This window comes from Candidatus Ornithobacterium hominis (assembly GCF_951229915.1).
In the GTDB taxonomy this organism is placed as follows: Bacteria; Bacteroidota; Bacteroidia; order Flavobacteriales; family Weeksellaceae; genus Ornithobacterium; species Ornithobacterium hominis.
The window spans coordinates 83,045-97,542 of the sequence record NZ_OX579588.1 but is presented as its reverse complement, the minus strand read 5'-3'; the positions used below and the strand labels follow the sequence as shown (position 1 = coordinate 97,542).

At 35.0% G+C, this 14,498-nt stretch carries 10 protein-coding genes; 3 read left to right on the top strand and 7 right to left on the bottom strand.

Going from position 1 to position 14,498, the window contains the following annotated elements; translation table 11 throughout:
- Window positions 1–52: 52 nt before the first annotated feature.
- Window positions 53–1,540 carry a peptide MFS transporter gene (locus tag QOX03_RS00445; RefSeq protein WP_119057226.1) on the bottom strand — a complete coding sequence of 496 codons (1,488 nt, stop codon included), beginning with the start codon at window positions 1,538–1,540 and terminating at the stop codon, window positions 53–55.
- Window positions 1,541–1,717: 177 nt separating this feature from the next.
- On the opposite strand from QOX03_RS00445, the gene QOX03_RS00440 reads away from it, so the two are divergent.
- A complete protein-coding gene (locus QOX03_RS00440) occupies window positions 1,718–2,251 on the top strand; it encodes a hypothetical protein (protein ID WP_283671047.1) in 534 nt (177 codons plus the stop codon).
- Window positions 2,252–2,436: 185 nt separating this feature from the next.
- Window positions 2,437–2,877, top strand: a complete 441-nt coding sequence (locus QOX03_RS00435) for a PepSY-like domain-containing protein (RefSeq protein WP_283671046.1) — start codon at window positions 2,437–2,439, stop codon at window positions 2,875–2,877.
- Window positions 2,878–3,476: 599 nt separating this feature from the next.
- On the opposite strand, the gene QOX03_RS00430 is transcribed toward QOX03_RS00435, so the two are convergent.
- From QOX03_RS00430 to QOX03_RS00405, 6 genes are read right to left on the bottom strand one after another with little or no spacing between them, the layout of a single operon-like run.
- On the bottom strand, window positions 3,477–4,523 hold the full coding sequence (locus tag QOX03_RS00430) for a BT_3987 domain-containing protein (protein WP_283671045.1): 1,047 nt from the start codon (window positions 4,521–4,523) through the stop codon (window positions 3,477–3,479).
- A 17-nt stretch (window positions 4,524–4,540) separates the two neighbouring features.
- Window positions 4,541–5,749 (bottom strand): DUF1735 and LamG domain-containing protein, encoded by a 1,209-nt coding sequence (locus QOX03_RS00425; protein ID WP_283671044.1) that lies wholly within the window; start codon window positions 5,747–5,749, stop codon window positions 4,541–4,543.
- Between the two features lie 12 nt (window positions 5,750–5,761).
- Window positions 5,762–6,976 carry a LamG-like jellyroll fold domain-containing protein gene (locus QOX03_RS00420; protein WP_283671043.1) on the bottom strand — a complete coding sequence of 405 codons (1,215 nt, stop codon included), beginning with the start codon at window positions 6,974–6,976 and terminating at the stop codon, window positions 5,762–5,764.
- 12 nt (window positions 6,977–6,988) lie between these two features.
- Entirely contained in the window at window positions 6,989–8,155 is a 1,167-nt protein-coding gene (locus QOX03_RS00415) for a glycoside hydrolase family 18 (protein ID WP_283671042.1), read from the bottom strand.
- 14 nt (window positions 8,156–8,169) lie between these two features.
- Entirely contained in the window at window positions 8,170–9,846 is a 1,677-nt protein-coding gene (locus tag QOX03_RS00410) for a RagB/SusD family nutrient uptake outer membrane protein (RefSeq protein ID WP_283671041.1), read from the bottom strand.
- A gap of 11 nt (window positions 9,847–9,857) precedes the next feature.
- Window positions 9,858–12,911: a SusC/RagA family TonB-linked outer membrane protein gene (locus tag QOX03_RS00405; RefSeq protein WP_283671040.1), complete on the bottom strand. Its 3,054-nt coding sequence runs from the start codon at window positions 12,909–12,911 to the stop codon at window positions 9,858–9,860.
- 313 nt (window positions 12,912–13,224) lie between these two features.
- Here QOX03_RS00405 and QOX03_RS00400 point away from each other — a divergent pair, with 313 nt between their 5' ends.
- The gene (locus QOX03_RS00400) at window positions 13,225–14,496 is read left to right on the top strand and encodes an MFS transporter (protein ID WP_283671039.1); all 1,272 of its coding nucleotides are present in this window, start codon (window positions 13,225–13,227) and stop codon (window positions 14,494–14,496) included.
- Window positions 14,497–14,498 lie beyond the last annotated feature (2 nt).

Genomic DNA, 14,498 nt, shown 5'->3' with positions numbered 1-14,498 from the left:
TACTTCAAGCATTGCTTAATAATATCTTGCAAAAATGATTAAATTCTTGTAACTATTTAACTCCGTGCATCAATTTTTGGATGGGCTTATTCAATAAAATAATTACCACTGCCAGCCCTAAAAGTACATACCCAATGGTTGAAAAAACCTCTATGTAATTTGCTAAGCCTTCTGCTGCACTTGCTGTTCCTTCCCCTGCATGTCCGCCTGTGATTGCAGCAATTTTACCGCCTAAATAATTTGCAATGGCAAAACTCAGAAACCACGCTCCCATAGCTGTTCCCGCAATGTTTTTAGGTGAAAGCTTGGTTACCATAGATAAGCCAATCGGTGATAAAAACAATTCACCTGTTGTGTGTAATAAATATAATACAATCAAGGTCAATAATGGCACTTGGTAATCACTATTCACAAACTGCAAGCCTATGATGGTGACTAAGAAGCCTAATGCTAATTGAATGACACCAAAAGCAAACTTCAATGGAATGCTTGGATTTCTCCCAATTTCTGAAAGTTTTACCCACATTACAGAAAAAATAGAACCAAATGTGATGATGAAAAATGGATTGAAAAATTGAGTCATAGAAGCGGGCATTTCCCAACCGAAAATATTTCTATCTACATTTCTATCAGCAAATAAAGTTAAAGAAGTTCCTGCTTGTTCAAAACACGCCCAAAAAGCGATATTGATGACCATGAAAATAATCAAGGCAATCATTCGGTCTTTCCAAATTTTAACGTTATTTTCTGCATCTGCTTTTATTCCAGCTCTTACCATAGATATTACAATCAAGATAAATAGCGAGATAAGGATGTAATCCATCCAGCTGTTTTGTAAAATCAAGAAATAGCAAACTGGAATTAGTAGCAATGATGCGATAACGACCAATTGTGCTTTAGTTAATATTCCACCAAGCTTTTCTTTCCCTTCGGGAGTGATTTCTAAGCCCTCTGCCGCGGCAAAACTTTTCCGCCCAGACCAGAAAATAAATAGCCCCAAAAGCATCCCCAAACCTGCTAAAGCAAAGCCGTATTTAAACCCATAAGTCTCACCAATATAGGCAATTAAAGTTGTAGCGATCAACGCCCCGATATTGATGCCGATGTAGAAGATAGTAAACCCCGAATCTCTCCTCGGGTCATCATCTTCATACAATTTGCCCACAATGGTAGAGATATTAGCTTTAAAGTATCCGTTACCTACAATCAAAGCGCCCATCCCAATTAGTAGAAAATGTTCTGTTCCGCCTAAAATGAGAAATTCACCAATAGCCATCAAAATAGCCCCCAAGAGAACAGCGTTTTTGTAACCTAAATACTTATCGGCCATCTGTCCTCCCAAAATAGGTGCGGCATAAACTAAACCTGTGTAAGCTCCATAAATCAAAGCTGCTTCAGCATCGCCTTTCATCAAAGATTTGACTAAATATAACGTCAATAAAACACGCATACCATAGTAGCAAACGCGTTCCCACATCTCAGAAAAAAAGAGAGTCATCAGCCCATTGGGGTGTCCTTTGGCTATTCCAAAATTATTCATATTCGTAAATTTTATTGTCCATTCCTAATAATTCCCTTGTGTAAAAAAATTAAAAATTTTTTAAGCCTTAAAAAAAAATTAATAAATGCTAACAAATATATGATTAAAAAATGAATCACTTTGTTAATTTATTTATAGATTTACTACCTTTGCAAGATAATTCAATTTTTTAGCAAAATGAAAAAATTACTATTTTTAGCAATAACATCCTTATTATTAATCAGTTGTAATTCAGATGACGAAATTGGGAACGTCGTTAATCGTTGTGAGTTCCCTACCACTTATTCTCATTTTTATGATTCACAAAAGTTTAAATTCGATAAAGTTTCCAACCAATTGGTGAAATCTGTAGGGGAAAACACGGTTTTTGAAATAAAAACAGTTCCGCCAACCTGCCCTTCTAAGACTATCGGCGACATAAAATACGACTTAGAGCAGAACACCTACCGCATTCTCTTTCAAATTCCTAACAACTTAACTCAAGTTAACTGGTCTGGCGAGGAATTAGAAAAAGCTACGCCTATTCTAGAAGTGATTAATAAAGATAAAAAAGTCATTGCCCACTACTTAATGAATGATCCTAAAAATTACATTAAGGCGACAAAAAAAAGAAACGAATGGAATGTTTCTTATTCTCTGAAATATAAAACCGAAAGATTTAATTTTGAATCCGAGAATTCAAATGTTACTTTCACTCAAAAAAGAAAATAATATAAAAACTCCTTGTGCTTTTTAAAATAATTTAAACTTTAAAAAATAATAATTCTGAAATAAGTTTTGCTGATATACTGCACAGTTGTAAAAATTTAATACTTCTGCGATCATATGTTATATGTATCAATTGTAAATTTTGGTATAGAAATTGTGAGTGTTGAAATCGATTAAATTAAATTAAAATGAAAAATTTAGCAATTGTAATTTTAACGGCAATTTTCTTTTTTACAGGAATTAATGCAAATGCCCAGGAATCAATCATTACTAAAGAAAGATTACCTCAAAAGGCTCAGAAATTCATCTCAGATAATTACTCAAAAAGCACGGTAGATTATGTGGTGATGGATAAAGAGTTTCTTTCTGTTGATTATAAAGTAAGATTTACGGATGGTTCAGAAATTGAATTTAACTCAGACGGCGAATGGGTAGAAGTTGATGGGAAAAGATCGCCTATTTCAACAGGATTTATAGCCAAAGGTATCCTCAGTTATGTGAAACAAAACTTCCCCAATGCTCAAATCATAAAAATTGAAAAAAGCCGTTTGGGAAAACAGGAAGTGAAACTTTCAAACGGAATGGAACTTGAATTTAATAGCAAAGGGAAATTCATAAGATTTGATTGATTAACATTACATTTTCATTGCAAATATGTGATTTATTAAGTGTTTTTTAAACTGCAAAAGCCCTGATTTTTAGGGCTTTTGTTTTTTTCTTTTTTTAACAGATTTTTTAATTCGTTCTCAGTCAATTAATAATATTGTATTCTGTTCATCAATATAAGTTGATAATCATTCTTCATTAATTTCTCTATGGAATTTAAGAATAATAAAGCATTTTTTGTATGTTTATTCTTTAAATCATAAGACTGGTAATGGTATCAGGTTAATAATTCAAACTTAAGTTAATTGATAGAAGACATTTGATTAAATGTTGACGCAAGATTAGAGTCTTACTGTCTCGTTTACAAAAGTATTTTTTGATTTTATTTAAAACCAGAAAATAATTCAATTGGCTTATTTAATTAAAAAAAGACTCTTTCGTGGTCACAGAGATGAAAGCACATCATTTTGGTGTGCTTTTTTATTTAAAAATTTTTTAAGGCTTTAAAAATTTTAAAGATAAAATTTAAATAAGCCTTTTTAGAAAAATTAAAAATCCCCAGTTTCAAAAACTAAAACCAGGGATTTTATGAGAACTTAATTAAGATTTTTATTGATAAAATTTAATTGGCATAAATAAATTCTACTCCTACTATCGTAACAATCTCACGTGTACCAGTGTGACTTAAGAAATCGGAGAATCTTATTCTGTCTACTTCTATAGGTTCTGAGAATTTAATATAAAGATCCTCTTGATCATAGTCAGAATCTATAAAAACACCTTGCTCCACATATTCATCATCATCCCCATTAGCAGATTCTATTTTCACTTGTTTTAATGAATATCTTCGATAAGAATCATCATCGTTACTATAATAAGTTAACAATTTAATTCCTATGATTTCATCTGGTCCTGGAATTTTTGCAATTAAGATGTCATTTCCTGAATTGGTATACCATACTGCATTTCCATCGTTTAACTTATCTAAATTATTTCTGTTATTAGGAGAGCTAAAGGTGATTTCTGAATTAGAATAAGTACCTTCAATTTCAGTTTTAGTATCGCTATTATCGATATTATTCCCATCAGGAAGTCTTTGTATAAGAAGATTTACTTCAAGCATAAATCTATCGTTCCCAGCTAAATGCTTAACTTCGGAATCTTCAAATACGGGCTTTAAAGGCAACGTATATAAGCCCTTTTCTAGGGTTTTAAAAATCTCTTCTTTGAAGTTGATTGTAATTTTGTTTTGTTTTTGGTTTAATTCAAATTTATTATTGTAATTCAATTCATAAGCGTCACTAGGTAAAGCCTTTAAACCTTTTGATGATAGCCACTCATTGTCAATTTCTAAACTATAAGGCAGTTCTTTTTCTGCTTCTTTATTCAGGAAAATATCAAACGAAATGTTTTCCAAATCTTGAATTTCAACACTATTTTTTTTGACTTTCTTTTTTATAGATTGATTACTAGATGTTTCTGTAAAAAAAGCATACGTGTCTAATAAATTAACAGGTGGGGGGTTGTTTCTTTCTCCTTTGGTTGGTTTTTCAGGTGTATATGAGCCGTCAAATCGGTCGACGACAATTTCATCATCATTACAGCTGTTATTGATAGCCAATGTAGGTAATAATGCGATGCAAGCGTATTTTAATATATTTTTTTTCATTGTTTATAGATTTTTAGTTAGGGAAATATAAATTCATTATCAAAACTTAATAAGTCTTTATCTCCTGTAAATATTACTTCGTAATTTCCTTTGGTTTTTGTAGCAACATTCTCAAATTGTGTTTCTTCGTTTAGTGGCATATATATCACCAATCCCTCGGCAGATGGGTCTGCAAAGTAAGTAGTGCTATTGATTTCTGATAGAGATAGAGCTCTGTCCCAGAAACGCAATTCTCTCATATAGCCATCAAAAGTTGTACTAGCAAAAGCAAAGCCTGTTGACCAATCAATTTTACCTGTCCACGGTCCGCTATATGCTAATTTACCATTTACATATTGCTTGAAGTAGGGAATATTATTAATCATTTCAAAAACAATAGCGAAGTGATACCATTTGTTGGTTTCAAATTTAAAACTATCAAATTCTGGCTGATTGTAGCCCACTTTTCCACCTGCAGTGGTAAATAAAGTTAGTCTTGCACCATACATAATTTGGTAAAGATTCCCTCCCTTTGAGGCGTTGGGCCAAACTAAGCCAGCACTCTCGTTCATTTGAGCAAATCTCACGGAGAATTGTGCTGTCCAATTCTCATAATCAACTGCTTTAGACACATCTTTCAGCCTAATTCTAATATCTCTATGGGCACCTGCTCTTTTTGCCCTTAAAACGCTGGATTTAAACTCTCTGTCTAGTAGCAAAAGTCCTGTTTTAGCAATTTGAGTATTAACATAGCCGTCTGATGAAGCCTCTGTCAAAGCAATGGGAATGGCATATTGTGTAGAAACGGGTAGCTTCTTTCCTTGTGCATCTACCATCTCGCCAACCTCAACTTTGATGTTCCTACCAAAATCATTTTTATCTAAATGAAGGGTCAAAGATTTTCCTTTCTCACCTGTTTTGGTATTGATGAGGTTAAAAGCATTGGCGGGCAGCATTTGATATTTAGAATTGTTTTTCTTGTTATAAGCATCCAAAACTTCTTGTGGCGTTTCTACTTTGAGAAAAGCCGAGCCTTTGCTCAGGTTTGAGATTCTGGGCGTAAAGCTGGTAGAACCACCATTGTCTTTTACCGAGAATCGTACAGCGTCTGTATTCTGTAACTCATCAATATAGGCAACGCTAACTTTAGCGTCTTGGGGAGATGGAAGTTCATCTTGACAAGCCATTGCACTAAAGAAAAGTGCAATGGCTAAAAGATTTATTTTTAAGTTTATGATTTTCTTCATTGTTACAAATTTTTAAGGGAAGGTTTCTATTGAATTAAAATCAGTGTTACCACTGTTTGCGCCACTACCTAATTTGTAAGTGTAAAGACCTTTGGTTTTTGTTGCTACATTTTCAAATTTAGTAACATCATTCAAAGGCATATAAAGTACTAGATTTTCATCATCAGGATTTGCAAAATAGAGCGTACTATTGATTTCAGATTCTGTCAAAGCTTTGTTCCAAAGTCTAAGTTCTCTAATGTAGCCGCTGAAACTACTGTTTCCCATATAGACATAACCCCAGTCTTCAATTTTCCCAGTCCATGGGCCGCTATAAGCTAATTTACCATTGAGGTATAAACGGAAGTATGGAATTTCATTTTCTACCTTAAATGAGATGGAAAGATGATACCATTTATTAGGTTCGAATTTAAATTCTTCAAACTCAGGCTGATTTAGTCCAACTTTTCCTCCTGCGGTAGTAAATAAGGTCAAACCATTGCCGTATAGAGTTTGGTAGAAACTCCCGTTTGAGGTTCTAGAATTAGGATACAGTAAACCTGTATTTTCTCTAATTCTTCCATTTCCATTATCGTCTATTTTGAAAGAAATTTGAGCAGTAAAGTCACTAAACTTTATGTCATTAGCTTCATCTATCATATAAGCTCCAAGTCTTCCTTTAAGACGCAAAACCCCTGTAGTAAATTCTCGGTCTAAAATAAGAATACCTGTTCTAGAATCTGAAGTTTTAATATACCGATCTGCAGAAGCGCTTGATAAAGCTACAGGGACTGCATAGCTATCAGCTACGGGTAATTTGTTCCCTTCTTTATCTAGCATATCCCCAACCTCTACACGAATATTGGCTCCAAAATCATTATTCTCTAAATTCACTTTGAGTGACTTTCCTTTTTCACCTGTTTTGGTATTCACTAAATTATAGACATGCTCAGGAAGCATTTTATAATTTGCATTATTTTTAGCGTTGTAGTCGTCTAAAACTTTTTGAGAGGCTTCTATTATGATGTAAGCTTCTCCATTACTCAGCTGTGAAATTCTAGGCGTAAGGCTGGTAGACCCACCGTTGTCATTTACAGAGAATCTTATTGTTTCTTTATTCTGAAACTCATCTATGTAAGCCACTGTAGCTTTAGCATCTTGGGGTGAAGGGAGATCATCCTGACAAGCCATCACACTATAAAATAGTGCGAAGACCAAGGAATATATTATATTATTTATCATCTTCATTCTTAAAAATTTTTAGGGTAAGAAATTATTGTAAATATCTCTTGGGTTAAGAATTCTGATTACCTTTCGAGTATATTTATAATTAGCCTCTTGTTCTAATTCTATATGATAGGCTGCCCAGCCACCATAGCCGTTTCGTTTCACAAAATGAGCTTTTTGTTCTGCACAAGATAAACCATTTACTTGATGGCAAACTCCACCTTTGGCTCCTGCTTTCTCAAATTCATCACTGAATAAATGTTTGCTTTTGTCATAATCTTTTATCATAGGCATATGGTTTCTATATTGTTCAGATACCCTATTATAGTTTTGCTCTACAAAATAATCGAAATATTCGCCGTGCTCTGGGAATCTCCTTGCCATATCATCTAACTCACCGTCAAACATGAATAAAGTTCCAGTTCCTCTCGGGTTATAATCTGTGGTTTGTTTGGGGCCAAAGTTTTTGGCCATTTCTTCGATGAATATTTTTGCTGGAGCAGCACTGTTTCTACCTTCTCCTGATTCGTTTTCACAATCGAAATATAAATTACCACAGCCACTATGGTTACCTACATGAGGTTCCCAATCGATATCATAACCGTTGAAGTTATGTTTTTTGATGAAATCGGTCAATTCAATAGCGTATTGTTTAGCTTTTTCTAAGTTATTTTTGTCTTTATGACGTTCATTAAAGCCTTCAACAGTGCCAGGTAGACCAAGTCCTGCAGTGCCTGTTTGCCAACATAAAACAACACGGATTCCTTTAACTTCTTGTGCGTACTTCAAATCAGCCCATTTGGCACTACCTTCTTCAAAAGGCGTTGTCCCTCCCCAAATGGCTACAACATCAACACTGTCTGGTAAACTAGCCAGTTGAGTTTTAGGAATTCCTTCTGTAGCACTCCATCCGCCAAACCAACCGTAAACGATAGGGTGGTCAGATTTTTTATAAGCTCTAATATTTTCCCAGTACTTATCGTACATTTTTGCTATACGCTCATTATAAGCTTTTGTGTCTTCATCTTCTTGTTTTTGAAGGTTTCTTTCTTCTGCCCATTTTTTCATATCACGCGCTCTTAATTGAGCTAAAATGGCAGGTTGTTCTTTTTCGATATCAATTTTCTCTGTTTCAGTCCAATCACTACAGCTGAAAAACAGAAAAGGTAAAATGAATAATATTAAATATTTCGCTTTCATATATATTATTTTAATTAGTTAATATTTGGGTTTTTATCCCACCAAAGTCTAGTCGCTGAATTGTCAGGGCCATTTAATAAAGCTCCTGCTTTAGCAACGTTTTCTGTGTTTTGAATTTTCTCAGATTGAGGGAAAGGAAATCTTCTAACTCCTTGGTTAGAACCGTTTCCAGTAAGAACTCCTTGGTTAGTTTTATTTTCAAAAACAAGAATTTGCTTAGGATACCCCGTTCTTCTCCACTCAGACCAAGCTTCTTGCCCATCAGGGAAAATAGCTAAATATTTTTGAGTAATAATTTGCTCTAAATGTTGCTCTCGAGTACTTGCAGAGCTCCATTTTTTGCTAGTACCACTTGGTCTTGGTGCATTGTAGGCAGAGTTGAGGGGATCTTCAAATGAAGCTGGGAAGGCATCTCTTGTCAAGTAATCACCTAAAGCTACGCCATTCTCTTGGAATGAAGTCTTAATCCCTTGGTTGTAGAATTCCTCTGCATTTCCACCGATTAACCCGTAAAGGGCTGCTTCAGCTTTTAGAAAATAAGTTTCAGAAGCTTTGAACCAATATACAGGTGTTTCTGATTCTATATTTGGAAGAGAAAAGCCATTGTGTGCTTTTACATTATTTGGCATTGGAATTCCAGTTCGTAATGCAAAATAATCATTTTGATTATTAATACTTCCTTTTCTGAAATAAGAAGCAATTCTCGGGTCATTGAAGCCTTTGAGATAAGTTTGGATGGTAGCTCCCATTCGAGTGTCATTATAGCCATCCGAAATTAGTTTTAGTGAATTATCATATTCAAAGTTTCCTTCAGACTTTAGCATTGCAATGTCAGCCACGTTTTCGATAAGGCCACCAGGGTTAGTAATTGCTTTGTTCGCATATTCTCTTGCTAAACTTTCATCAGCGTATCTCACACGCATGGCTAATCTAAGCATCAATGAGTTTCCTAATTTCATCCATTTATTCACATCACCGTGGTAAACACCATCATAATTTTTTAGTAGGGTGCTTTGATTATTAGCATAGATATTCAATGTTTCTATAGCTTCTTGTAATTCTTTGAAAAATGAACGGTAGATAACTTCTTGTGAATCATAAGGGACTAAAAATGAACCAGAACCGACTTTACTGTATGGTAAAGGCCCAAACATATCAGTCGTTTTATGTAATCCCATAATCTTGATGATTTGAGCGATGGAATATGTGCTTTGATTTACAATGTCTTTTTTCTCGAAAGTCACATTCCCGTCTTGGTCTTTTTTGACCTCGTGGGTTTGTTGTCTAATTTGAAACCAAGGGTTAACAATATTTCTATACATGGTAGTGTAAGTGTAATCTACCCATCCTACAATCATGTAGTAAGTGGTAAAGTTATTCCCGTTGTTAAATTTATTAAGGGTTGGAGAAAAATACCCTGCCCAACTATCAGAAGCTAAGTTTAAAGTGACCTGATATTCGTTAATTCTGTCAGTACCTTCTCCTCGCCCTCTTGTAGGGATGATTCTTTTTTGGAAATCAGTGAAATAGCCTCCAGAAGCAACGCCATCATAGTCTATTTCTTTTTCGGTAGGTCTTAATTTATTTCTGTTGATTTCTTCAAAGTCACCTAAACAGGCTGAAATTGAAAATAATGCTAAAAACAAGAAAAGACCAGTAATTTTTGATATGTTATAATATTTTGTTTTCATTTTTATTTTTTTTAAAAATCTATTTTAGCGTTAATACCAAAACTTCTTAAACTTGGGGTCATAAAAAATTCTGTACTTCTATAAGTCCCAGTAGAAGCTGTTGACTGAGGATCAAATGGAGCTTTGTTGTAGATCATCCATAAATTTCTGCCCACTAGAGATATAGTTAACTTATTGATAACATTGTTGAATAAATCTCCTTTAAAAGCATAGCCTAAACTAGCTTCTTGCAATCTCACGTTGGTAGCATCATAAGTATAATAACCCATTAACTCTTCTCCTCCAATTGTGCTATAATATTTTTCTGCATCGTATGTATGTCCATCAATGGTAACACCTCCTTTGTCTCTAGCCTCAGCCGTTGCTTTAGAAACTCCATAAGCATCTAGCACAGCTTGTGTCCCAGAATTTACGATTCCTCCAAAGTTACCTGTCACTACAAAACTTAAATTAAATCCTTTATATCCAAATTGGTTGTTCCAACCCATTGTGAAATCGGGAGTTGATTTCCCAATTTTAATTCGTTGTTTTCTATCTACTTCAAAGAGTCCTGAATTTCCCTCAATTAATTTGCCATTAGCGTCTCTTCTCAAGATTCCTTCAGTATAAATATCTCCCATGCTTCCACCTTCTTTGATGAGAGCTCCATTGATGTAAAGTTCTGTTAAATCAAACTTTGAACCATCCACAGGGTTGGTGTAGCCTCTGACTAACTCTTTGATTAAGTTAACGTTTCTAGTGTATGTGAAGTTGGTAAACCAGCTAAAATCATTCCAAGACTGGTCTAGGCCTAGAGCTAACTCTATACCTTCGTTTTGAACATTCCCTGCTTGAACATAGAAGCCTGAATATCCTGATGACGGCGGTAATGAGCTAAGAAAAGTCTGGTTATATGTATTAGAACGATATAAAGTCAAGTCAAAGTTTAATTTATTTTTAAACATTTTCAATTCTAAACCACCTTCATAAGATTTTGTACGTTCTGCTTTAAAATCTGGGAACGGGTAAGTAGATCTTGGCGTCAAACCTGCCGAAGGAGACAAATCATAGGTTATTGTACCTGGCGTTATACCTAATTGTGTGATAGGCGAACCCACTTCTGTATAGGAACCTCTAACTTTCAAAAATGAAATTACTTTTGGTAAATCAAGCATTTTAGAAACGATACTCGACAAACCAACGCTTGGATAGAAAATAGATGGTTCTTTTGAATTAACTAATTGAGAAGCCCAGTCATTTCTACCAGTTAAAGTTAAATAAAGCATATTTTTATAACCTAATTCTGCACTACCAAACAATGCAATATTTCTAGTTTGCCTGTGGCTTTGCCCGCCAACACCGCTCTTTTTGGGGTCTAAATTGGCAGCTGAAAATAAATTAGGAATCAAATTGAGAGAACCTCCGATGCCTATACTTTCGCCTACGCGGTCATCATAACTAGTACCAATGTTGGCGACCAAATTAAAATCGTTAATTTTTTTGTTAACATTAAGCATTAAATCTGCATAGGTTTGAATATTTTTTTCTTCACTAGCAGAGTAATAACCTTTGTCTGAATTGGTAAATAATTTATCTGTAGAAGCATAATATTTTCTCTCAATTTTATTATAAATATTATCTACACGCACACGCCCAGTAATATTAATCCAGTCAGCAAAATCATATTTTAAACTAGAATTAAACATGTATCTATTTTTATGACTTTGTGTCAATTCGCGGTTTACAATCCAATATGGGTTTTCTGCTGTGAATAGTTTTCTTTTCACATTATAAGGCCAATATACCTCATTAATCCCCCTTGCAGGGTTGTACCTTTCATAAGCTTTGATAGTATTAAAATCATCACCCCTAGGGAAAAGATACAAAGAAGTCAATGGGTTAAAATACCCTCCTTCAGAAATCATATTTTGATCTCCTTGCATAATGTAGCTCCCACTCACATCAAGATGTAATTTATTATCTAAGAAATTAGCAGTATTTCTTGCAGTGAAATTACGTCGATAATAGCCATTATTTGGAATAATACCCTCTGCAGTCGTAGTAGCAACAGAGAAATAAGTTTGGTTCTTTTCTGTACCCACAGACAAGCTTGCAGAGTAAGTTTGATTCATCCCCGTTTGGAAAAAGTCTTTTGGATCAAACGTAGAAGGAGTCGCCAATTTCTCTCCCCAGCTTCTATCTGAACCTGGTGCATTACCATACGTATTTTGGAACTCGGGCAAAATAAAAGGACGATAAAACTCTGTTGTAGAAGAAAGATTTAACTTCATACGCCCATCTTTACCTTTTTTAGTAGTAATCAAAATAACACCATTTGCTGCCGATGCACCGTAAAGTGCCGCTGCTGAAGGACCAGTCAACACAGAGATGCTCTCAATATCTTCTGGGTTAAAATCCGATATACTTTCCCCCCCACCTTGACTGGCAAATCGACCACTAGCTGCTCGAGAAGGATTAATCATCGGCATACCATCAACTACATAAAGCACATTATTATCCCCTACCAAAGATTTTGCCCCACGCATGACTACCTTAGTAGCACCACCGATACCCGCTGAACTTTGATTGATTTGAACCCCCGCAACTTTACCTGTGAGCGTGTTCATGAAGTTAGCATCTTTAACCCTAGTCAACTCCTCACTCTTGATTTCCTGTACGTTATAGCTCAAAGCCCTTTCCTCTCTTTTAATCCCCAAGGCTGTAACCACTAATGTACTCAAATCAACTTGGTTGCCCGTCCCGTAGATGCTCTCTCCAAATAGATCAGAAACATACATTTCCCCATTAGCTAACTCTACGTTCAGCGTATAGTTTTCCATTAAATAATCTGCAATATCTTCAATAGAAGAATTACTGAAAGAAACTTGTTCTATCTGGAAGTCCTTCAGATCCGCAACATTAAAGTTAATTTTGACATCGGTTTGCTCCTGCAGAGAACTTAAAAATTCCGCTAAAGACACAGGAGCACTAATTTCATAATTGATGTTCCTTTCATTCACTTGCCCATAGCCTGGCGTTTGGCACACTAAGAAGGCAAGCATTAAAGTCATACATGTTTTTTTCATCGATTAAAAAATTTTTATTTTTCGACAATAATTTTAATAATTTCCCATAAAAATAGGTTAAATAAAATTAATCTGAAAATAAACTTCAATTTAAGTGTAAATTTTTAGTGTTAAATATATCATGTGCGAACATTCAAGTTAATTTATTACCTTTATGGATTTTTGCAAAGGCTTTAAAAATCCTTAAGTGTTTTCAGAAAAAAAGAGAATTTTTTAAGCCTTTAAAAATTTTTTAAAAGAAAAAATCACATTAAATTAGCTTGCTTAAATGTGATAAAGATGGAATATTTATCATCTTGATAATCTCAAAATCATGACAAAAAATAAATTCAATCCTATCAGTTGGGTACCAACGCTTTACTTCGCTATGGGTTTGCCGTTTGTGGTATTGAACATGGTAAGCGTACTGATGTTTAAAGGCTTAGGAAATTCGGATAGAGAAATTGCTTTTTGGACGAGTTTAATCATGCTCCCATGGACGCTCAAGCCTCTTTGGAGTCCTTTTTTAGAACTGTACAAAAACAAAAAGTTTTTTGTTGTTTTAACACAATTGATGGGAGGCCTTATTTTCGGTTTGGTGGCCTTATCTTTATACACTAATTATTATTTTGCCATTTCTATTGCACTGATGTTTTTAATTGCCTTTAGCGGAGCTACGCATGACATCGCAGCAGATGGAGTGTATATAAGCTCTCTAGACAACGAAGCGCAAGCAAAATACATCGGTTGGCAAGGTGCTTTCTACAATTTGGCTAAAGTCATTGCCACAGGTGGGCTGGTTTACTTTGCAGGCTATTTAATCGAGCAAATCGGTGCCGTAAATGCCTGGGCTGTTATTATATCAATCTGTTCGCTACTGTTAGCAGGCTTAGGCTTCTATCACATCAAATTTTTGCCTGGCGGGGAAAAATCAAATGAAACAGGCTCTTGGCAAGAAGCAATGCAGCGTTTGGGTGATGTTTTAAAAAGTTTTTTCTTAAAAAAACACATTTGGATTTATATCGCTTTCATTATTCTTTATCGTTTTGCAGAGGGATATGCCATCAAAATTGTTCCCTTGTTTCTAAAAGCAGATGTAGCACTGGGCGGGCTGGGACTGACCGAAAAAGAAATCGGCTTATACTATGGCACGTTCGGGGCGGTGGCGTTTCTTTTAGGCTCGGTATTGGGCGGCTATTACATTAGTTACAGAAAAGGACTAAGTAGAGCACTTTTCACCTTATGCTGTGCTTTCAACTTGCCCTTTATTGTCTATTTACTATTAGCCGTATATCAGCCATCCAGTGGCTTTTGGGTAAGCGCAGCCATTATTACAGAATATTTTGGCTATGGATTTGGCTTTGTGGGGCTCATGCTATTTATGATGCAGCAAATAGCCCCTGGCCCACATCAGATGTCACATTACGCCTTTGCTACGGGAATTATGAACTTGGGGGTAATGATTCCTGGGATGATGAGTGGCTACCTCAGTGATTGGTTGGGCTATCAAGGATTTTTCATTTGGGTTTTGGTTGCCACCATTCCTGCATTTTTAATCACTTACCTCGTCCCTTTTACATATCCAGATAAAATAGAATCAAAATAAAA